This is a genomic window from Mycobacterium stomatepiae (assembly GCF_010731715.1).
GTDB classification, from domain to species: Bacteria; Actinomycetota; Actinomycetes; order Mycobacteriales; family Mycobacteriaceae; genus Mycobacterium; species Mycobacterium stomatepiae.
This window is the reverse complement of sequence record NZ_AP022587.1, coordinates 5193425-5212296: the sequence shown is the minus strand read 5'-3', so window position 1 is coordinate 5212296 and position 18872 is coordinate 5193425. Positions and strand designations below refer to the sequence as shown.

At 65.2% G+C, this 18872-nt stretch carries 22 protein-coding genes and 1 pseudogene; 11 read left to right on the top strand and 12 right to left on the bottom strand.

Features of this window, described 5'->3' with window-relative positions:
• Positions 1–77 precede the first annotated feature (77 nt).
• Complete coding sequence (locus G6N54_RS24870) at positions 78–947, top strand: alpha/beta fold hydrolase (RefSeq protein ID WP_163792923.1); 870 nt, start codon at positions 78–80, stop codon at positions 945–947.
• 49 nt (positions 948–996) lie between these two features.
• Here G6N54_RS24870 and gnd read toward each other — a convergent pair whose 3' ends face one another.
• Positions 997–2025, bottom strand: coding sequence for a phosphogluconate dehydrogenase (NAD(+)-dependent, decarboxylating) (gene gnd, locus G6N54_RS24865; protein ID WP_163792921.1), 1029 nt, complete (start codon positions 2023–2025; stop codon positions 997–999).
• A gap of 11 nt (positions 2026–2036) precedes the next feature.
• A complete protein-coding gene (locus G6N54_RS24860; RefSeq protein WP_163792919.1) occupies positions 2037–3446 on the bottom strand; it encodes a glucose-6-phosphate dehydrogenase in 1410 nt (469 codons plus the stop codon).
• Positions 3447–3570: 124 nt separating this feature from the next.
• Between G6N54_RS24860 and G6N54_RS24855 the strand changes: the two genes are divergently transcribed.
• Positions 3571–4392 carry an adenylate/guanylate cyclase domain-containing protein gene (locus G6N54_RS24855; protein ID WP_163792917.1) on the top strand — a complete coding sequence of 274 codons (822 nt, stop codon included), beginning with the start codon at positions 3571–3573 and terminating at the stop codon, positions 4390–4392.
• Between the two features lie 119 nt (positions 4393–4511).
• On the opposite strand, the gene G6N54_RS29605 is transcribed toward G6N54_RS24855, so the two are convergent.
• On the bottom strand, positions 4512–4670 hold the full coding sequence (locus G6N54_RS29605) for a hypothetical protein (RefSeq protein WP_170313073.1): 159 nt from the start codon (positions 4668–4670) through the stop codon (positions 4512–4514).
• Between the two features lie 21 nt (positions 4671–4691).
• On the opposite strand from G6N54_RS29605, the gene G6N54_RS24850 reads away from it, so the two are divergent.
• Genes G6N54_RS24850 through G6N54_RS24840 form a run of 3 tightly spaced genes read left to right on the top strand, consistent with a single transcriptional unit; the run spans position 4692 to position 6561 of the window.
• Positions 4692–5483, top strand: coding sequence for an SDR family oxidoreductase (locus G6N54_RS24850; protein WP_163792914.1), 792 nt, complete (start codon positions 4692–4694; stop codon positions 5481–5483).
• Between the two features lie 14 nt (positions 5484–5497).
• On the top strand, positions 5498–5869 hold the full coding sequence (locus G6N54_RS24845; RefSeq protein ID WP_163792912.1) for a carboxymuconolactone decarboxylase family protein: 372 nt from the start codon (positions 5498–5500) through the stop codon (positions 5867–5869).
• A gap of 11 nt (positions 5870–5880) precedes the next feature.
• The gene (locus G6N54_RS24840; protein ID WP_163792910.1) at positions 5881–6561 is read left to right on the top strand and encodes a guanylate cyclase; all 681 of its coding nucleotides are present in this window, start codon (positions 5881–5883) and stop codon (positions 6559–6561) included.
• On the opposite strand, the gene G6N54_RS24835 is transcribed toward G6N54_RS24840, so the two are convergent.
• From G6N54_RS24835 to G6N54_RS24815, 5 genes and pseudogenes are all read right to left on the bottom strand, one after another.
• Positions 6558–6881: a putative quinol monooxygenase gene (locus G6N54_RS24835; RefSeq protein WP_163794954.1), complete on the bottom strand. Its 324-nt coding sequence runs from the start codon at positions 6879–6881 to the stop codon at positions 6558–6560. The two genes, G6N54_RS24840 and G6N54_RS24835, sit on opposite strands and share 4 nt — an antisense overlap.
• A 358-nt stretch (positions 6882–7239) precedes the next feature.
• Positions 7240–7868, bottom strand: a pseudogene (locus G6N54_RS24830) (peptidoglycan endopeptidase).
• An 87-nt stretch (positions 7869–7955) separates the two neighbouring features.
• Positions 7956–8465 (bottom strand): nitroreductase/quinone reductase family protein, encoded by a 510-nt coding sequence (locus tag G6N54_RS24825; protein ID WP_163792900.1) that lies wholly within the window; start codon positions 8463–8465, stop codon positions 7956–7958.
• Between the two features lie 21 nt (positions 8466–8486).
• Positions 8487–8915, bottom strand: coding sequence for a hypothetical protein (locus tag G6N54_RS24820; protein ID WP_163792898.1), 429 nt, complete (start codon positions 8913–8915; stop codon positions 8487–8489).
• Between the two features lie 28 nt (positions 8916–8943).
• Positions 8944–9276, bottom strand: a complete 333-nt coding sequence (locus G6N54_RS24815) for a hypothetical protein (protein ID WP_163792895.1) — start codon at positions 9274–9276, stop codon at positions 8944–8946.
• 227 nt (positions 9277–9503) lie between these two features.
• Between G6N54_RS24815 and G6N54_RS24810 the strand changes: the two genes are divergently transcribed.
• Positions 9504–9998 carry a nitroreductase/quinone reductase family protein gene (locus G6N54_RS24810; RefSeq protein WP_163792893.1) on the top strand — a complete coding sequence of 165 codons (495 nt, stop codon included), beginning with the start codon at positions 9504–9506 and terminating at the stop codon, positions 9996–9998.
• 15 nt (positions 9999–10013) lie between these two features.
• Here the strand turns inward: G6N54_RS24810 and G6N54_RS24805 are convergent, their stop codons facing one another.
• The 3 genes from G6N54_RS24805 to ychF all read right to left on the bottom strand — a co-directional run bounded on the left by G6N54_RS24805 (position 10014) and on the right by ychF (position 12333).
• A complete protein-coding gene (locus G6N54_RS24805) occupies positions 10014–10412 on the bottom strand; it encodes a VOC family protein (RefSeq protein ID WP_163792891.1) in 399 nt (132 codons plus the stop codon).
• Between the two features lie 40 nt (positions 10413–10452).
• Positions 10453–11136, bottom strand: coding sequence for an O-methyltransferase (locus G6N54_RS24800; protein ID WP_163792889.1), 684 nt, complete (start codon positions 11134–11136; stop codon positions 10453–10455).
• 123 nt (positions 11137–11259) lie between these two features.
• Positions 11260–12333 (bottom strand): redox-regulated ATPase YchF, encoded by a 1074-nt coding sequence (gene ychF, locus G6N54_RS24795; RefSeq protein WP_163792887.1) that lies wholly within the window; start codon positions 12331–12333, stop codon positions 11260–11262.
• A 133-nt stretch (positions 12334–12466) separates the two neighbouring features.
• Here ychF and G6N54_RS24790 point away from each other — a divergent pair, with 133 nt between their 5' ends.
• Both G6N54_RS24790 and G6N54_RS31195 read left to right on the top strand, forming a co-directional pair.
• Positions 12467–13666: a DUF6542 domain-containing protein gene (locus G6N54_RS24790; RefSeq protein ID WP_163792885.1), complete on the top strand. Its 1200-nt coding sequence runs from the start codon at positions 12467–12469 to the stop codon at positions 13664–13666.
• Between the two features lie 390 nt (positions 13667–14056).
• A complete protein-coding gene (locus tag G6N54_RS31195) occupies positions 14057–15652 on the top strand; it encodes a PPE family protein (RefSeq protein ID WP_372513222.1) in 1596 nt (531 codons plus the stop codon).
• Positions 15653–15678: 26 nt separating this feature from the next.
• Here G6N54_RS31195 and G6N54_RS24780 read toward each other — a convergent pair whose 3' ends face one another.
• A complete protein-coding gene (locus G6N54_RS24780; protein ID WP_163792883.1) occupies positions 15679–16677 on the bottom strand; it encodes a 4-hydroxy-3-methylbut-2-enyl diphosphate reductase in 999 nt (332 codons plus the stop codon).
• Between the two features lie 89 nt (positions 16678–16766).
• On the opposite strand from G6N54_RS24780, the gene G6N54_RS24775 reads away from it, so the two are divergent.
• The 3 genes from G6N54_RS24775 to G6N54_RS24765 are packed head-to-tail and all read left to right on the top strand — an operon-like array spanning position 16767 to position 18842.
• Positions 16767–17354, top strand: coding sequence for a lipid droplet-associated protein (locus tag G6N54_RS24775; protein WP_163792881.1), 588 nt, complete (start codon positions 16767–16769; stop codon positions 17352–17354).
• The gene (gene xseA / locus G6N54_RS24770; protein ID WP_163792878.1) at positions 17351–18604 is read left to right on the top strand and encodes an exodeoxyribonuclease VII large subunit; all 1254 of its coding nucleotides are present in this window, start codon (positions 17351–17353) and stop codon (positions 18602–18604) included. The genes G6N54_RS24775 and xseA overlap by 4 nt, the downstream gene beginning before the upstream one ends.
• Positions 18594–18842 (top strand): exodeoxyribonuclease VII small subunit, encoded by a 249-nt coding sequence (locus tag G6N54_RS24765; protein ID WP_163792877.1) that lies wholly within the window; start codon positions 18594–18596, stop codon positions 18840–18842. The genes xseA and G6N54_RS24765 overlap by 11 nt, the downstream gene beginning before the upstream one ends.
• The last annotated feature ends 30 nt before the right edge of the window (positions 18843–18872 follow it).

Below are 18872 nucleotides of genomic sequence, written 5' to 3'. Positions count from 1 at the left end.
TCTCCTATCTGTCGGGTTTCAGGGATAGACCCCGGTAACCGCGAGAACTCATCGAGCGACTATGTAACGTCAGATCGATGAGCACCGTGAGCAGCAGTCCCCAAACGGTCAAATTCGCTGGTGTCGGCGGTATCGGTCTGGTCGCCGACGAGTGGAACCGCGACTCCGCAATCGCGGGCCGACCGTCCATCCTGATGTTGCACGGCGGCGGCCAAAACCGATTCTCCTGGAAGAACACCGGCCAGGTGCTGGCCGACGAGGGCTACCACGTCGTCGCGCTGGACAGCCGCGGCCACGGCGACAGCGACCGGGCGCCAGGCGCGGACTACGCGATCGAAACCCTGATGGCCGACGTCCTGCAGATCCTCGACGCCATCGGCCGCCCAGTGGTGCTGATCGGGGCCAGCATGGGTGGGTTGACCGGCATCCTGGTCGCCGACGCCGCGGGACCGGAGAAGGTGACCGGATTGATCCTGGTCGACGTGGTGCCGCGGTACGAGAAGACCGGCAGCGCCCGCATCCGGGATTTCATGCTGACCAACCTGCACGGCTTCGGCTCCCTCGAGGAGGCGGCCGATGCCGTCTCGGCGTATCTGCCGCACCGGGAAAAACCGCGCAGCCCCGAGGGGCTGCGGAAGAACCTCCGGCTGCGCGACGGCCGCTGGTTCTGGCACTGGGATCCGGCGTTCATGACGGCGCCCGGGGACGACCCGGAGCTGCGCACCGAGCACTTCGAGCAGGCCGCGCAGGATCTGAAGATTCCGGTCCTGTTGATCCGCGGAAAGCTGTCCGACGTCGTCAGCCCCGAAGGCGTCAAGCATTTCCTGGCGACGGTTCCGCGTGCGGAGTTCGTCGAGCTGTCCGACGCCGGACACACCGCCGCCGGTGACGACAACGACGCCTTCAGCGACGTCGTCGTCGAGTTCGTCAAGCGGTTGACGGGCTGAGCCCAATGGCGGCGACCCTCCCCCGGCTTCGCCGCCCTCGCGATCGCCGCTAGCCGCCCACTCCAGGCTTCTCGGCGTGTCCGCCGAACTGCTTGCGCATCGCCGACAGCGCCTTGTTGGCGAAGTCGTCGAGGCTGCGCGAAGCGAAGCGGGACTGCAGGGCGGTGGTGAGCACCGGCGCGGGCACGCCCTCGTCGATCGCCGCGATCGCGGTCCAGCGGCCCTCACCCGAGTCCGACACCCGACCGGAGAATTCGGACAGCGTGGGCGACTCATGCAGGGCGATCGCGGTCAGGTCCAGCAGCCAGGAGCCGACGACGCTACCGCGGCGCCACAGCTCGGCGATGTCCTCGATGTCGAACTCGTACTGGTAGCACTCCGGGCTGGCCAGCGGCGCGGTTTCGGCGTCGCCCGCCTCGACGCGCTTGCCGATGTCGGCGTTACGCAAGATGTTCAGCCCCTCGGCGAGCGAAGCCATCATGCCGTACTCGATGCCGTTGTGCACCATCTTCACGAAGTGCCCCGCCCCGGACGGCCCGCAGTGCAGGTAGCCCTTCTCCGGTTGTGCGACCTCGCCCTCGCGGCCCTGGGTGCGCGGCGCGGCGTCCACACCGGGCGCGATGGTCTTGAAGAGCGGCTCGGCATGCGAGAACGCGTAGTCGTCGCCGCCGATCATCAGACAGTAGCCGCGCTCACGGCCCCAGACACCGCCGCTGGTTCCGCAATCAATCAGGTGAATACCCTTCTCGGACAGCATCTTTGAATGCTTGAGGTCGTCGCGATAGTAGGAGTTACCACCGTCGATCACGATGTCGCCGGACTCGAGCGTATTGCCCAGCTCCTCGATCACCGACTGCGTAATGGTGCCCGCGGGGACCATCACCCACACCACCCGCGGCGCGGTCATCTTTTCCTTCAACTCCTCCAGGGAGTACACACCGGTTGTATTCGGCTCATCTGCCATCGCCTTGACGGCATCCGAATTGTGGTCGTACACAACGGTTTCGTGGCCGTGGTCGGCCACCCGACGCGCAATGTTGGCACCCATCCGGCCCAGGCCGATCATTCCCAGCTGCATTTCCGGTCTCCTTACTTTCCCGACTGCGTTTTTGGAGGGAGCCACGGGTCCTGCCAATGGCGGTGCCCGCGGACTAGCGACTGCGCGGCCTCGGGCCCCCACGAACCGGGGTCGTAGGGGTGGATTTCGCTCGGCTTGTCGAGCAGCGGCTGGACGATCCGCCACGTCTGTTCAATGCTGTCTTCCCGTGCGAAAAGCTGACGGTCGCCGGTCAGCGCGGCGTGTAGCAGCAGTTCGTACGGCCCCTCGGCTTCACCCAGGTCGGTGGCGAACAACGAGTCCAGGTGGACGTCGTGCCACTCGCCGTCGACCTGGGCCGACAACTGCAGCCGCAAGCCCGGGTCGGGGTCGATGCGCAACACGATCTGGTTGGGCTCGGCCGCCTTGCGGTGCGGCAGGAAAGCCAACTGCGGAACGCGGCGCAGGAACAGCCGCACCTCGGTGACCTTCTCCGGCAACGCCTTACCGGACCGCAAAAAGATCGGCACTCCCGACCAGCGCCAGTTGTCGATCTCGGTCCGCAGCGCAACGAAGGTCTCGGTCTGCGAATCTTTCGCCACCCCGGGGACATCGGTGTAGCCGCGGTACTGGCCCCGCACGCAATGTTCGGGATCCAGCGGCGGCATCGCGCGAAACACCTCGGACTTCTTGTCGTTGAGGTCGTCGGCGCTGGAGCCGACCGGCGGTTCCATCGCCACCATCGCGAGCACCTGCAGCAGATGGTTCTGCACGACGTCGCGCAGGGTGCCGACCTTGTCGTAGAACCGGCCCCGGTCCTCGACGCCGAAATTCTCGGCCATCGTGATCTGAATCTCCGACACGCTCTGGCGGTTCCACAGAGCGGCCAGTGCCTGGTTGGCGAATCGAAGGCATTCGAGTTCCACCACGGGCTGCTTGCCGAGGAAGTGGTCCACCCGCAGGATTTGATCTTCCGCCAGCACGGCATGCAATCGTTCGTTCAGATCGCGCGCGGACTCGAGGTCGTGTCCGAACGGCTTTTCCACCGCAACCCGCGCACGTTGCACCAGGCCCTCGCGCGCCAAGCCCTCGACGATCGGGGCGAACAACGCGGGCGGCATCTCGAGGTAGTACAGCGGGCAGTAGTCCGAACCGATCATCTCGGAGAGTCGGTGGTAGAGATCGCGGTCGGCGACGTCGCCGTGAACGTAGTCCAACCGATTCGCCAGCCGATCGAACACCGCGTCGTCGATCTTCTCGCCGGCGTCGTTGATCGCGCCGCGCGCCCGCGCGATCAGCTCCTCGACACTGATGTCGTCGCTCGCCACACCCAAGATCGGGCAGTCGAGCAGGTTGCGGCGCTCGAGCCGGTACAGCGCCCGAAACGTCATCTTGCGGGCCAGATCGCCGGTAATTCCGAAGATCACCAGCAGATTCGACGAATCACCACCGGCGTCGGCCAAGATCGAACCTCCCAAAAGTCACCGGAGCGGTTCACTTGAGATTCACTACCCGGGGGTGATCGCACTCAACCCTAGACACTGCTGATGGGGCCGACAACCGGAAGCCATCGCGTGCTTTGCAAGGATGCGTGACGTGGGTGATGCGCTGCATATCGCGGTCTACGTCCTGGCCGGCGTTGCCGTGATCGAAGCCTGCGCACTCGGCGTGATCTGGAGGTTGCTTGTTCGTAGCCGCGAGCAGGCCGAGGAGTTACGACAGCGCGCCGACGCCCGCAATTGGTTGATATCCGGTGGTCGCGAGGCCGTCAAAACGGTGTGGAACACCGCCAACGTGATGCGCAAGGAGGGCTTCGGCGCGGCGGTGCGCAGCAGCATCGAAGACCTCGCCGACTGGGCCGAGGTGGAGCGCCCCGACCTCGCCCGGGTGACGCCCGACGGCCGGGTGGTGATCCTGTTCTCCGACATCGAGGAGTCCATCGCGCTGAACGAACGGATCGGCGACCGCGCCTGGGTGAGGCTGATCAGCTCGCACGACAAGCTCGTCTCCGGACTGGTGAAGCGCCGGTCCGGTCATGTGGTCAAGAGCCAGGGCGACGGCTTCATGATCGCCTTCGCGCGGGCCGAGGAGGCGGTGCGCTGTGGCATCGACCTGCAGCACGAACTGCACCGGGACGCAAAACGCAAGCGGCACGAGGAGATTCGGGTGCGGATCGGCATCCACATGGGACGCTCGGTGCGCCGCGGTGACGATCTGTTCGGGCGCAACGTCGCGATGGCGGCGCGGGTCGCGGCCCAGGCCGTCGGTGGTGAGGTCTTGGTGAGCAAACCGGTGCGAGACGCGCTGCACGACTGCGACGACATCTGTTTCGACGAGGGCCGTGACGTCGAGTTGAAGGGCTTCTCGGGGAGCTATCGGTTGTTCGCGGTGGAGTTCGAACCCAGCTAATCGGCGGGCGCGAACCAACGAACGACGGGTTGACCCGCGACACTTAATCCATCGCGGCCCGCAGTGGGGCATTGTCGTCGCAACTGTTTAAGTGTCGAGGCGTCGACGGCGGCGGGCGGTCACCGCGCATCGGATTCCGCCAGGCGCTGATGCAGCCGCGAGCGAATCTCGTCGGGGGTGTAGGCGCGGCGTTTGCGTTGATCGCGCACGACCAGCGCACCCCCGGCGACGACACCGGCAACGCCGGCCAGGCCGACCCACTTCCAAATGCTGCGCATACTTGACACGCTATTACCGCCATGGACACCCTTCGCGACAAGGTCGCCGTCATCACCGGAGCGGCCAGCGGTATCGGGCGCGCCATCGCCTACACCCTGGCCGATCGGGGCGTCTACATCGTGGCGGTCGATCGCGACGACGAAGGTATCCAGGGCCTCGCCGCTGAAGTGGGGTCGCGGGTTGTACCGCATTGCGCCGATGTGTCGGATCCCGAAGCGTTCGAAGGTATTCGGGATGCGTCGCTGCGGCGGTTCGGCCGGGCGGACATCGTGGTCAACAACGTCGGCGTCCTGACAAACGGCCTGCCACAAGACATTCCCGTCACGGAGTGGCAGCGCATCCTCGACACCAACCTGATGTCGGTGGTTCGCAGCAACGCCGCGTTTCTGCCGCTGCTGCTCGATCAGGGCAGCGGTCATCTGGTCAACACCGCCTCGTTCGCCGGGCTCTTCACCTACTCGTATGGCCGAATGCCCTACGCGGCAACCAAAACCGCTATCGTGCAGATCAGCGAGGGGCTGGCAATCTATCTGCGGCCCAAGAACATTGGCGTAACCTTGCTCTGCCCAGGGCCCGTCTTGACGAATATCGCGGCCGACGTGCCGACCTTCGGAGGGGGGACTCCGCTGCGGATTCCCGGCGAGCAGTTCGACTTGCTCGACCCGGCGACCGTGGGCGACCTGGTCGCCGAGGCGATCCTGCGCAACCAATTCTTCGTGCCCACTCATCCGCAGGTTGTTGACGAGTTGCGCCGTCGCGCCGAGGACTGGGACGCCTACATCGACTACCAGTGTTCACGTAAACCCCTATGAAAGGCGATGACTCTATGACTGACGCGCGTGCCCAGGGCCTGGAACTGTTCAAGGACATGCTGCCCGGCCTGATCCCTGACGACGCCACCAGCCTGCGCGACGACGGCGTTGCCGGAGAACTCCTCGAGCTTGGCCTCGATCATGTTTTCGGATCGTTGTGGACGCGGCCCGGATTGGATCGCCGCTCGCGCAGCCTGGTCACGCTCGGCGCGCTGATCGCGCTGCGTGCTACCGACGAATTGAAGGCCCACTTCCCCATCGCGCTGCGAAATGGGTTGACCGTCGATGAAATTTCCGAGGTGATCTTCCACATGACCGGCTACGCGGGGTATCCCGCGGCGGCTAGTGCACGCGGTGTCGCACGCCAAGTTCTTCCGAACTCCTAAGCTTGCCAACGATGCTCACCCTCAACCAGGCACTCACCGAGACCCGAACCGGCGACCTCTGGCTGTTCCGCGGCGGTTCGGGACCCGACCGCGCCATCCAGACGTTGACCAACAGTCCGGTGAACCACGTCGGCATGACCGTGGCCATCGACGATCTGCCGCCGCTGATCTGGCATGCCGAACTCGGCGACAAGCTGCCCGACTTGTGGACCGGCACCAACCATCGCGGCGTGCAGCTCAACGATCTGCACCAGGCCGTCCTGCAGTGGAGCGAGCGCTACCACCAGCGGTGCTGGTTGCGCCAGCTGACGCCGCATCCCACCCGCGAGCAGGAGGACAAGCTGCTGCGGGTGATCGCGCGGATGGACGGCACCGCGTTTCCCACCACCGCGCGCCTGACCGGCCGGTGGTTTCGCGGCCGACTCCCGACGGTATACGACTGGACGAAGGGAATCCCCTTCGTAGACAAAAAGGTTCGCGAGTCCACGCAACGACGCAAGGAACGACAGCGCATGGGCCTGGAAACGGCGTACTGCGCGGAGACGGTGGCGATCACTTATGAGGAAATGGGGTTGCTGAGCACCCAGAAGTACTCGAACTACTTTGACCCGGGCTCGTTCTGGAGTGGCGACACGCTGCCACTGGCACCGGGATTTCAGCTCGGCAACGAGATCGAAGTCGCGGTCAGCTAGCCGACCGACATCTCCCCCATCTCCGACCAGCCTGTCGCGTCGATCGTCTGGCTGATGATCTTGGGCGTGGACTTCAGCGCCTGCGGGAGCTCCTGCATCGCCTGCTTGAAGTGATCGCTGTTGACGTGGACGTCGCCGGCCTCACCGTCGCGGAACGCCTCGACCAACACGTACTCCGCCGGGTTCTCCAGGCTGCGCGACCACTCGAACCACAGGTTGCCCGCTTCGGCGCGGGTGGCCGCGGTGAATGCGGCAACCAGGTCCGGCCAGCGCTCGGCCCAGTCCGGCTTGGTTTCGAACTTGACGACGATGAAGATCATTGCGGTCCCCGCTCGTCCTTGCAGCTCCAACGCGCTTACCTGCCCCTCCTGGACGGGCAGCGCCAGGATATACGGACCGCCGGCGCGCTGTGACTGGAGTGACATTCCGGGTCCGTGTGGCCCTTGATTCACCACGACAGCAAAGTCCGCCTAGATGCCTTAGTGGACTTCTAGGCGGACTTTGCATTGCTTCGGCGGAAATTGAATTTGCGATGACACTCACCGAATGTGACGCAGCCCACAACGATGTGGTTTTCTCGACTACTTCACTGATGCCAGGCGCGTAATGCGATCAGTGTGACCCGTGTCGCAGTTCTTTCCGCGAAATAAGATAACGCGTTCGCAATCTGCTTCTTTATCAATTCGGAATTCCGGGATTGCCGGGAGGTGGCAATTCCGCTGTGGGCGGAGGCGGCAATTCCGGCGCGGGCGGAGCCGGCATATCCGGCGCGACGGCACCAACCAGAACGGGCGGCGCGTCCGGCGCGTCCGGCGCGGGCGGCGCGTCCGGCGGCGGAGGCGGCAAGCCCGGCAGCCCCATCGGAGCGCCGTCACCGTCAGGCGGCATCGGCAGGAACATGTGGTGCGTGAATCCGGGCTGGTAGCACCGGCGCCACCGATGTGCACCCCGCCCCGCTCGCCACTGGACACCGGGGTGCCGTCCGGCAGCGTCACTGCCGTGTGGCCACCGTTCCAGCCGACCACCAACGCGTTCGGAGCCGTTCCATATTGAAAGCCCCGCGCCAATAGTGCGCCTTCTTCGTTTCCAGTATTAAATCGGTCTCCGTAAACCGGCCTGTCGGTTGCCGCATTGACAACCCACGAGACAAGTCCCGAACAATCGGTACCGGCGGGAGAATCTCCACCCACAATATAGGGCGTCCCGGATACCTGATTGATCAGCGACATCAGCGATGCAAGAACAATCATGCCGAGGGACACTAGCAACAGGATAGTTAGCGAGCCAAAATTTGTGGTGCGCGTCACGTGTCAATTAATTAATGGCGTGCGCCGCACCTACAGCAAATAAGTCACGAAAATGCATATTTCCCGACACGGTGCTGCTGCCAGGCGTTATCCCCCCGGCGCGGGCTTGAGGCGGAATACCGGGATCTGTCGCCCGAGGGCTTGGGCCTTGACGCGGTAATCGCCGTAGTTGACGCAAACATGCTCGGCCAGGGCGTACCGGCGCTCGTAGTCGTCGGGATCGGTGACCTCGACCGCGACGAAGTCCTCGTCGCCGAATCGGCATGCGGGATGTGCCTTCAGGTTGTAGTACCACTGCGGATTCCGGGGTGCACCCAGATACGAGGCGACCACGATCGCGTCGGGTCCGTCGTGGAAGTACGCGAGCTGATGCTCGCGCGGCCGGCCCGACTTGGCGCCCGTGCTGATCAACGGGGCAGCGCAAATCCCGCCCATGATGGCTGGGTAGCGCCCGCCCGTGGCGCGGTACAGCCACGGATCGATGTGCCAGAAGAAATGGCGCGCCACGAAGCCGCCCGCACGCGAGCGGCCGAAGCGCTCCAGTGCCCGATACCAGCGGCCGTACTCCTGGGTCGGGTCGACGTAGTGCAGCGGCATGCCGCGACCCTACCGCCTGGTTTACGGCTGTTTCCCGAGCAGGTGTGCGTAGGGATCGCTGTCTGAATCGACCGACTCCGGCATCGGATAGTACGTCTTGATCAGCAGGTTGCCGTCGTCGTCCCAAGCGAATGTCTCGATGCTGTAAGCCATTTGGAAGTTCGGTTCGACACCGAAGTGGTTCTCGCAGACCCACGCCGTCTCGTTGCCGTTTACCTGCACCGTGATCATCTTGATTTTCAGAATCGATCCGAACATGTCGAACGCATCGGACGTCGCGGCCTCGAAGCCGTGCTTCTCCGCCGTACCGACCGGGTCGAACATGCGGACCTCACCCGGACAGATGGTGCGCCACGACGCCACCCACTCGTCCTTCTTGCCCGCGTTCCACAAGTCGGCATGCTGCGCCGCGTGCGCGAGGCGTGCCGCACGGCTGGGGACACCACTCATGTCCGATTCCCTTCGTGCCGGCGCTCGGCTAGACCGGCGTCCATATTCCGTTATTGAAGAACCCCCACACACCGGTGGTCGGGTTCCACATCAGATGAGCCTGCGGCGCCCACGGCGGCGGAGGTCCCCAGGGTCCCCAGCCCGCCGGTGCCGGACCTTGCCAATCGTGGCACTGGCTCCAGTCCCAGTGATAGTTGGTCCCCCAGGCCGGATCCCACTGCTGACCGGGGCACCAGTGGTTGGTGGGCGCGGGCGCCGGGGCCGCCTGCGCGACGGCGCCGACCAGGCCTAACGCGGTCATAGCCAGGCCGCCACCCGCCAAAAGCCGAACCCACGCCCTGGTGTGCTTTGCCGTCGCCATCACCTAACAATGGTCGGCCGGAGCCGTCACCGCTAGTGTTCGACAAGTTACTGGTGCTCTCGCTTCCGTTAGATGCACCAGTACCCGCCGCTGGCCCTTACAGCGAAACTCCACCACGCCACTCCAACGAACCTAGCGAGGGCATGGTTACATGATTCAGCCCGGCGAAGTCAGCGACGCAGGTTCGCACCAATCACCTTCGCCCCGTCTACGTTTAGGAGTCACCGATGGGCGACGCCGAGGCCGCAGCGATTCGAGCAGCGCGAGACGACTGGGTCAACGAGCACCTCGACACCTATCTGACCTCCGGTGGCACGCGCGGCCACATCATGGACGTGAGTGCGGTCGGCGGCCGTGCGATGACCACGCACTGCTTGATCAAATGCGTGGGTCGCAAGTCGGAGACGGTTTATGTCAGGCCGCTGATCTACGGCAACTTCGGTGGCGAGATTGTGGTCGTCGCATCGAAGGGCGGTGCCGACACGCATCCGGGGTGGTACTTGAATATCTTGGCGAGCAAAACGATTGGTGTGCAGATCGCGACCCAAGCGTTCGAGGCGACGTGGCGAGAACCCAAAGGCGAGGAGCGCCATCAGGTGTGGGCGTATATGGCGCACCTGTACCCGCCGTACCTCACCTATCAGCAGTCGACAAACCGTCAAATCCCGTTGGTGATGTTGACGCCCGCACGGCCGATCGACATCTTTTCCGCCGAGGGGTGACTGGAGGTCAAGTCCTCACAGGCCGAACTTCGCGCGCGCCTCGCCGGTCACCGGAGTGAATAGGTTGACCAGGTTTCCATCCGGATCGCGAAACAGCAGCGCACGGTTTCCCCACGGCATCGTCGTAGGCTCGGTCACGATCTCGCCGACGCTGCTCCTGAGTCGCTCGTACTCGGCGTCCACATCGTCGACGATGAACTCCAGGATCGCGCTGCGGTTGGCCGCCGCCTCGGCGGATCCCGCGCCGAACAACTGCACGGTCTTGTCACTTCCGATCGCCAAAGTTCCGACCGAGGTGGGAATCTCGGCGAGCAGTTCGTTCCCCCAGACCGGGGTTGTTTGAGTAATCAATTCGTAGAAGGCAACGAGCCGCTCGACGTCGGCGGTGATGATGCGGGTCGAAATGAACTTCATGCGGCATCACGCTAGCCGCCCCCTCTGACAGTCTGATGTTTCAGCGCGTGAACACCGAGAGTTCGTTGCCGCGAGCCGGTTCGAAGGGCAGCGTGAGCGAGACATACCCATTGCTGGGATCGCGGACGTAGTCGAGATAGTGCGGCGTGCCGTTTTCGGCGAGTATCAGCGCGTTGGGCCTCAGGTGCGGTTCCAACAGTCGCAGCACCGGCAGGTACAGACTGAACGCGCCGTCGAGGTGGACGACGTCGATGGGGCCACCAACCCCGTCGCGCAGGGTGTCGAGAGCATCGCCGACGCGAATCTCGACGAAGTCCGCAACCTCGGCGGCAACCAAATGCTCGAGCGCTCGGGCAGCTTTGGAGGGTTCTAGTTCCGTGCCGATGATCGTTCCACCGCCATTGTCGCGCAGGGCGCAGGCGAGATGGATCGTCGAAATGCCAAAGGAGGTGCCAAATTCGACGACGCGGGAGGCGTTTCGGCTGCGCGCACAGATATAGAGCAGGCGCCCGAATTCCGGTGTGACACTGAGAAAATTGTCTACCGCCTGGCGGTAAAGCCCCTTATAGTCCCGGGATTCGGCTTCGAGCAGGCTGACCAACGGGTCGATTCCCCGTTCCGCATTATCGAGCAACTCCTCGATGTATGGCCGATCCGCGATCTCCGCCTCGCGGAACAGCCGGTCGAGGACGTCGGCAACCGGCGAGGTACTGATTGTCTCCATTAAGTTAGGGTTTCCTAACTTAATGGAGACTGCGAGCGCCTCCTGATGGCCAGAAGTTGGACCGATCGCGTGGATACCACCACGTTCGACGTGTCGCGGGCGACATCCGCAGCCGCCTTACCGCTAGACGTTGAACCGGAATTCGACCACGTCGCCGTCGGCCATCACGTAGTCCTTGCCTTCCATCCGGACCTTGCCGGCCGCCTTGGCCGCCGCCATCGACCCGGCGTCGATCAGGTCGTCGTAGGACACGATTTCGGCCTTGATGAACCCCTTCTCGAAATCGGTGTGGATCACCCCGGCGGCCTTGGGTGCGGTATCGCCCTGATGAATCACCCACGCGCGCGACTCTTTTGGACCCGCCGTCAGATAGGTCTGCAACTTCAGGGTGTGAAAACCCGCCCGTGCCAACGCATCTAGGCCGCGTTCGGTCTGCCCGATCGACTCCAGCAACTCGGCGGCCGACTCGTCGTCCAGTTCGACCAATTCGGATTCGATCTTCGCGTCGAGGAACACCGCGTCGGCAGGGGCGACCATTGCGCGCAGCTCGGCCTTGCGGGCCTCGTCGGTGAGCACGGCCTCGTCGGCGTTGAACACGTAGAGAAATGGCTTGGTAGTCATCAGATTCAGCTCGCGCAGCACCGACGCGTCGACCCCGGCGGCGAAGAGCGTCTTACCCGAGTTCAGCACCGCCTCGGCGGCGACGGCCGCCTCGTGCACGGGCTTGCGGTCCTTGTTGTTGCGGGCTTCCTTCTCCAGCCGCGGGACGGCCCTCTCCAGGGTCTGCATGTCGGCGAGGATCAGCTCGGTCTCGATCACCTCGATATCGGAGCCCGGGTCGACCTTGCCGTCGACATGCACGACGTCGTCGGCGGCGAACACCCGCACGACCTGACAGATCGCGTCGCACTCGCGGATGTTGGCCAGGAACTTATTACCGAGCCCGGCCCCCTCGGAGGCGCCCTTCACGATCCCCGCGATATCGACGAATGTCACAGGCGCCGGCACGATCTTCTCGGAATCGAACATCTCGGCCAGCTTGTCGAGTCGCGGATCGGGCAGCGCGACCGCGCCCTCGTTCGGTTCGATCGTCGCGAACGGATAGTTGGCCGCGACCACGTTGTTGCGGGTCAGGGCATTAAACAGGGTCGACTTGCCCACATTGGGCAGGCCCACGATTCCCAGGCTCAGGCTCACGGGGAACCAAGTTTAGGGCTCCGCGGCAACGCCAGGTGGCCAGCGGTTCGTTTCCTGCGCGAACCGGTGGCACGCCCGCATCCCTGACAAGGTATTTACGAGCGTTTTCGCCCATTGCCGGTACGGTCTACATGTGTCAGCGCAGCGGGGACCCTCGGCAGTAGAAGCTGCCCATCGCTCGATCTACCCCGGCATCCCGGGTGTGCCGTCGTGGATCGCTCTGCTGATCGCCGTGACCGGCACTGCCATCGGGTACGGAATCGACTCCGGGGCCGGTCACAAGGAGCTGACCGGCATCTTCGCGGGCCTCTATATAGCGGGCTGTGTGGTGGCGGTGCTCGTCGTACGCCAGGAAGGCTTGTTCACCGCGGTCATTCAGCCGCCGCTGATCCTCTTCTGCGCGGTGCCGGGCGCCTACTGGCTGTTCCACGGCGGCAAAATCAGCAGCGTCAAAGACCTGCTGATCAACTGCGGCTATCCCCTCATCGAGCGCTTCCCGCTGATGCTGGGCGCCGCCGGCGGTGTCCTGCTGATCGGCCTGATCAGGTGGTGCATGGCGGCGTCGCGACGGCCGGTCGCGGTGGACGCAACCGACGAGACGGCGACGGCCACGGTTGCGGAGAAGTCGCCCTTCCTGCGCGCGATCAGCGCCAAACTGAACTCGCTGCTGGGCGTTGCGTCGTCCGACGACGATGCCGACGAAGAAACGCCCACCGATTCGCAGCGCAGCGCCTCGAGAGGCTCGGCACGTAGCAGCCGAACGGCGCGCAACGGTCGGTCCGCCGCGAGCGCGGCCCGAAGCCGTTCCCGGAATACCCGCCCCTCACCCGAGGAGGACTACGACCCGGCGGCCGAGCGGCCACGGCGCCGGCGCCAGGCCCCGCCGCGCGATTACGACCCCGCCGATCCGGCGCGCCGGTCCTCGCGGCGCCGCCCGCGACCCGAGGGCGATCCCGACGAGCGCGCACAGTCGCCGCGGGAAGGTCGTCGAGACCCTCGCCGGCGCAACCCCTACGAACGCCCGGCTGCCCGCGGCGGGCGCTACGAGGACTACGACCGCTACGAACCGCCCGCCTCGTCGGAGCCGTTCAGCCGCTACCAGTCCCACGACTCGTATCAGCCCGCGCCGGAACCACGGCGGCGGCAGCCCGCGCCGAACGGCAGGACCGGCGCCAATCCGACGCACCACCCGATCTCGCAGGTCCGCTACCGCGGATCGGGCCCGTCCGACGAGCGCCGGGCCGAGCCACGCGGGGACCGCCGCGCGCGGCCACGGACGAACGGTCGTTCGCAGGAACGTCCCCCGGCCGAATCCTGGGAATACGACGCCTAACTCGCTGTTGCAGCAGCGCGCGTGGAAGGGTCCAGCTGGGCTCGTCGGGCGCACTGAGCCTCTCTCGCCCCACTGAAATTCGCGTCAATGGCACGACTGCACCCGGCTCGGGCAGACGCAGCGACTGGGCCGCCAACAAGATTGATCGGCATTCGACAAGAGTTTGATATGAATTTGCTATGCCAAGGGCTGGCAGCTCCAGTGAGTTTGCGGACGAAACGGGCACGCCAACGCGCTGTACGTCGTCAAAACTCCAAAACCGTAAATAAGCTCAAAGTAAATCGTAGGAGACTACTAGTCGAGGCCGGGTCCGACGCCCTATAGTCGTCCGATAGCAAGTTGACGGTCGCGTCAGTTCGAGTAAATCGCGGCAGTTTGCTCGGGGGCATCATGGGGATAGATTTTGGTTTGCTACCGCCGGAAATCAACTCCGGTCTGATGTATACAGGGCCCGGATCAGGGCCGATGCTGGCGAACGCCGCGAGCTGGGAAGCCTTGTCTGCCGAACTCGAATCTGCAGCCGCCAACTACGCCAGCCAGATCACCGGACTCGCCGGGCAATGGTTCGGCCCCTCATCAATGCAGATGGCCGCCGCGGCCGGCCCCTACGTGGAATGGCTGCAAGCCAGCGCCGCCCAAGCCGCCCAATCCGCCGCCCAGGCCTACTCCGCAGCCGCCGCCTACGAAGCGGCCTACACCATGACCGTGCCCCCACCACTGATCGCCGCCAACCGCCTACAACTAGCCGCGTTGACCGCGACCAACTTCTTCGGCCAAAACACTGCCGCCATCGCCGCCACCGAAGCCGAATACGCCGAGATGTGGGTCCAAGACACCACCGCCATGCACGCCTACGCCACCGACGCCGAGGTCGCGTCCACCCTAGAGACCTTCGAAGAACCCCCCCAAACCACCAACGAGAACGGCCAACTCAGCCAAGCCGACGCTGTCGGCAAAGCCACGGCCGACACCACCAGCCGCGTCCAATCCCTGGCGCAACTGGCCCCCGCACCCGAACAACAACTCAACGCCAACCTCGCCGCCAACGACATCGTCGTCAATCCTGGTGAAACCTACGAAATCCCCGCCGGCGACACCCTCACTCTCGCCAACGGCGACACCATCACCGTCAACGGCGGCACCCTCGCCCAGGCGGAAGGCGCCGCTCTGACCGTGAACACCGGCGGCACCTTCACCCTCAACAGCGGCACCGTCACCATGTACAGCGGCCTCACCGTCAACGGCGGTACCCTCGCCGTCGATCACGCCGGCGCCATCATCGTCAACACTGGTGGCACGTTCACCGTCCACGGCGGCACCACCACCATCAACAGCGGCACCACCCTCATCGTCAACGCCGGCGGCACGGCCACCCTCGACGGGGGCACCGTCACCGTCAATGGTGGCCTCACCGTGCAGGGCGGCACCCTCAACGTCGGGTCCGGCGGACTCCTCAACTTCGGCGACGGCGGCACAACCCTGACCATCGACGGCGGCACCGTCACCGACACCGGCTCCATCAACGCCAACATCGTTAACGTCATCAACGGCGGCTCCCTCACCGTCGATACTGGCGGCACCTTTACCACCAACAACGTCCTCACCATCGGCACCGGCAGCGGCGGCACCGTCATCGTCGACGCGGGCGGCCAAGTTTTGCTCGTTGACCCCGACTCGTTGGTCCTCGGTCAGGGCGAGGTGGTCACCGTCTTCTCGGGTGGCTCCTACACCCCCAACGGTCTGTTCGGACCCGCCACCATCGCCTTGGGCGCCCCAGTGCCACCGGCACCAGCAGCAGGAGGACTGCCCGGGCTGGGCAGCGCGCTGGCCTCACCAGGCCTGGCCGGAACCGCCGGCATCCAACCCCAAGTCGACCCCAGGAAAGTCAAGAAATTCATGGACACGCTGTTCCCCGACGACACACTCGAGGGCGTGCTGTGGTCCGACAACACGCTCGAGGATGCACTGTCCACCTTGGTGGACTAACCAGCCCAGCAAGCCGCCCTAAGGCACTAAAGCAGCGAACGGATTTCTCGGGGCAGCGCGAACACCAGCGTCTCCTGGGCCGTCGTCACCGGTTGCACGATGTCGAAGCCGGACTCGGCGAGGCGCTCCAGCACACCGCGCACCAGCACCTCGGGAACAGACGCCCCGGAGGTGACACCGACCGTCGTGACACCGTCGAGCCAGGCCGGGTCGATGTCGTCGGCCCAGTCGACCAGGTACGCGGACGCCGCCCCGCCGCCCAGCGCGACCTCGACCAACCGCACCGAGTTCGACGAGTTGCGGGACCCGACGACGATGACCAGCTCGCACTCCGGTGCCATCGCCTTGACCGCGACCTGCCGATTCTGTGTCGCATAGCAAATGTCGTCGCTCGGCGGATCTTGCAGCTTCGGGAAGCGTTGCCGCAGCCGCTCGACGATCTCCATGGTCTCGTCGACCGAGAGCGTGGTCTGCGAGAGCCACACCACCTTGTTCTCGTCGCGGATCGTCACGTTGTCGACGGAGGCAACCCCGTCGACCAGCTGCACATGGTCGGGCGCCTCGCCGGCCGTACCGATGACCTCCTCGTGGCCCTCGTGGCCGATCAGCAGGATGTCGTAGTCGTTGCGGGCGAAGCGCCGGGCCTCGTTGTGCACCTTGGTGACCAACGGGCAAGTGGCATCGATGGTGTGCAGGTTGCGTTCGGCGGCCGCCGCGTGCACCGTCGGCGCGACGCCGTGCGCGGAGAACACCACGATGGCGCCCTCGGGGACCTGATCGGTCTCCTCGACGAACACCGCGCCGGCCTTTTGCAGAGTGTCGACCACATGCCGGTTGTGCACGATCTCGTGCCGGACGTACACCGGGGCGCCGTGCTTCTGCAGCGCGCGCTCGACCGTTTCGACGGCCCGGTCCACACCCGCGCAGTAGCCACGGGGCTCGGCCAGCAGCACTCGCTTGCGGACCGGATCGGTGGCGACCGAGCTGGATGCGCCGGGAATTCCCATGTCGACAGTCGGCGCCATGCGCTCCAGGGTACGTTCTGCCGACACTGCCCGGCCAGCTCGCGGCGCTGGGCTTGGAGTTGGCCGCTGCTTAGGGCAATCTTGGACCCATGGCTTCTGCACCGTACGGAGTTCGGCTGCTGGTCGGCGCGGCGACAGTCGCCGTCGAGGAGACCATCAGGCTGCCGAAAACGATCCTGATGTACCCGATGACGTTGGCCAGTGAAGTCGCCCACATCGTGATGCGCTTTCAGCAGAATCTGGCGGAGCTGGTGAACAAGGGCGACTCGACCCTGGAATCCATTTTCCCGCCCAAGGACGAAAAGCCGGAATGGGCGACGTTCGACGAGGACTCCGAGGTCGCCACGGAGGGTCCAGGCGGCGGTTTGGCCGAGTTGCCGGACGGCGCCGGAGGCGATCGCCGGGCCGAGGGACGGTTTGCGCTGTACTCGGTGGCCGAGGCGCACGAAGATGCCAGCGCGCTGGTCAAGCCCGCGTCGAAGAAGTCGGTTCCGCAGCCGTCGGTGGCGGCCGAGCTCGACTACCCGGCGCTGACGCTGGCCCAGCTGCGGGCCCGGGTGCAGTCGCTGGGCGTCGACGAGCTCGAAGCGCTGCTGGCCTACGAGCAGGCCACGAAGGCCCGGGCCCCGTTTCAGACCTTGCTGGCCAACAGGATCACCCGCGCGTCCGCGAAGTGACCCGAGCAGCAAATTCCGAGGCCAATTCGGCCGAGAACCCGTTCCCGGTTCGCGCCGTCGCGATCCGGGTGGCGGGCTGGATCGACAAGCTGGGCACCGTCTGGGTCGAAGGACAATTGGCACAAGTCAACATTCGGGCCGATTCCAAGACCGTGTTCATGGTGTTGCGTGACCCCGCCGCCGACATGTCGCTGACCGTGACGTGTCCACGAGACCTGGTGCTGGGCGCACCGGTGAAATTGGTCGAGGGTACGCAGGTGGTGGTCTGCGGCAAGCCCTCGTTCTACACCGGCCGCGGGACGTTCTCGTTGCGCCTGTCCGAGATTCGCGCCGTCGGCGTCGGCGAACTGTTGGCCCGCATCGAACGGCTGCGTCGCCTGCTCGACGCCGAAGGCCTCTTCGACCCGCGACTCAAACGCCCAATCCCCTTTCTTCCCAACATGATTGGGCTGATCACCGGCCGGGCAAGCGCCGCCGAACGTGACGTGACGACGGTGGCCGGCACACGCTGGCCCGCGGTGCGATTCGCGGTGCGCAATACAGCCGTACAAGGACCCAACGCGGTCGCCCAGATCGTCGAGGCGCTACGCGAACTCGACGGCGACGCGGCCGTCGACGTGATCGTGCTGGCCCGCGGCGGCGGCAGCGTCGAAGACCTGCTGCCGTTCTCCGACGAGACGCTGTGTCGAGCGATCGCGGCCTGTCGCACCCCGGTGATCAGCGCGGTCGGCCACGAACCCGACAACCCGCTGTGCGACCTGGTCGCCGACCTGCGCGCGGCCACCCCCACCGACGCGGCCAAGAAGGTGGTCCCGGACACCGCCGCCGAGCAGCGCGGAATCCAGGACCTGCGCCAGCGCAGTGCACAGGCACTGCGCAACTGGGTGACTCGCGAACAGCGTGCGCTGATCCAATTGCGCAGCCGCCCGGTGCTGGCCGAGCCGCTGACGGCGTTGACGGCGCGCGCCGAGGAGATCCACCGCGCCCGGTCGGCGGTGCGCCGCGACATCACCCGTCTGGTCGGCGCCGAATCCGAGCGCGTCGGCCACCTGTCCGCACGACTGGCTACGCTGGGCCCGGCGGCGACCCTGGCGCGCGGATACGCGGTGGTGCAGACGGTTCCCGCCGCCGGTGATGCGCCGCGGGTGCTGCGCTCGGTGGACGACGCACCGGCCGGCACCCGGCTGCGGGTGCGGGTTACCGACGGTGCCGTAGCGGCGGTGAGTGAAGGGCTGACCGATGGTCACTGACAACGACAGCGATGGAGTCGATTCGGCTACACCCATTAGTCAACTTGGCTATGAAGCGTGCCGGGACGAGCTGATCGAAGTCGTGCGCTCGTTGGAACAGGGCGGACTGGACCTCGATGCGTCGCTGAAGCTATGGGAAAGAGGCGAGAAACTGGCTAAACGATGTGAAGAACACTTAGCTGGCGCGCGCAAGCGAGTAGCGGATGCGCTGGCGGCCGGACAGGGCGAGGAGGCTTAAATGGAACTGTCAATGGAAAATGAGTCTAGG

What these genes read in the sequence shown, in the direction of transcription:
- G6N54_RS24810 (WP_163792893.1), top strand. Translation starts at nt 9,504, where the DNA reads ATGGGCGACGCCGAGGCCGCAGCGATTCGAGCAGCGCGAGACGACTGG.
- G6N54_RS24775 (WP_163792881.1), top strand. Translation starts at nt 16,767, where the DNA reads ATGGCTTCTGCACCGTACGGAGTTCGGCTGCTGGTCGGCGCGGCGACA.
- G6N54_RS24845 (WP_163792912.1), top strand. Translation starts at nt 5,498, where the DNA reads ATGACTGACGCGCGTGCCCAGGGCCTGGAACTGTTCAAGGACATGCTG.
- G6N54_RS24765 (WP_163792877.1), top strand. Translation starts at nt 18,594, where the DNA reads ATGGTCACTGACAACGACAGCGATGGAGTCGATTCGGCTACACCCATT.
- G6N54_RS24840 (WP_163792910.1), top strand. Translation starts at nt 5,881, where the DNA reads ATGCTCACCCTCAACCAGGCACTCACCGAGACCCGAACCGGCGACCTC.
- G6N54_RS24835 (WP_163794954.1), bottom strand. Translation starts at nt 6,881, where the DNA reads ATGATCTTCATCGTCGTCAAGTTCGAAACCAAGCCGGACTGGGCCGAG.
- G6N54_RS24855 (WP_163792917.1), top strand. Translation starts at nt 3,571, where the DNA reads ATGCGTGACGTGGGTGATGCGCTGCATATCGCGGTCTACGTCCTGGCC.
- G6N54_RS24805 (WP_163792891.1), bottom strand. Translation starts at nt 10,412, where the DNA reads ATGAAGTTCATTTCGACCCGCATCATCACCGCCGACGTCGAGCGGCTC.
- G6N54_RS24850 (WP_163792914.1), top strand. Translation starts at nt 4,692, where the DNA reads ATGGACACCCTTCGCGACAAGGTCGCCGTCATCACCGGAGCGGCCAGC.
- G6N54_RS24815 (WP_163792895.1), bottom strand. Translation starts at nt 9,276, where the DNA reads ATGGCGACGGCAAAGCACACCAGGGCGTGGGTTCGGCTTTTGGCGGGT.
- G6N54_RS24870 (WP_163792923.1), top strand. Translation starts at nt 78, where the DNA reads ATGAGCACCGTGAGCAGCAGTCCCCAAACGGTCAAATTCGCTGGTGTC.
- G6N54_RS29605 (WP_170313073.1), bottom strand. Translation starts at nt 4,670, where the DNA reads ATGCGCAGCATTTGGAAGTGGGTCGGCCTGGCCGGCGTTGCCGGTGTC.
- G6N54_RS24800 (WP_163792889.1), bottom strand. Translation starts at nt 11,136, where the DNA reads ATGGAGACAATCAGTACCTCGCCGGTTGCCGACGTCCTCGACCGGCTG.
- G6N54_RS24820 (WP_163792898.1), bottom strand. Translation starts at nt 8,915, where the DNA reads ATGAGTGGTGTCCCCAGCCGTGCGGCACGCCTCGCGCACGCGGCGCAG.
- gnd (WP_163792921.1), bottom strand. Translation starts at nt 2,025, where the DNA reads ATGCAGCTGGGAATGATCGGCCTGGGCCGGATGGGTGCCAACATTGCG.
- G6N54_RS31195 (WP_372513222.1), top strand. Translation starts at nt 14,057, where the DNA reads ATGGGGATAGATTTTGGTTTGCTACCGCCGGAAATCAACTCCGGTCTG.
- G6N54_RS24825 (WP_163792900.1), bottom strand. Translation starts at nt 8,465, where the DNA reads ATGCCGCTGCACTACGTCGACCCGACCCAGGAGTACGGCCGCTGGTAT.
- G6N54_RS24780 (WP_163792883.1), bottom strand. Translation starts at nt 16,677, where the DNA reads ATGGCGCCGACTGTCGACATGGGAATTCCCGGCGCATCCAGCTCGGTC.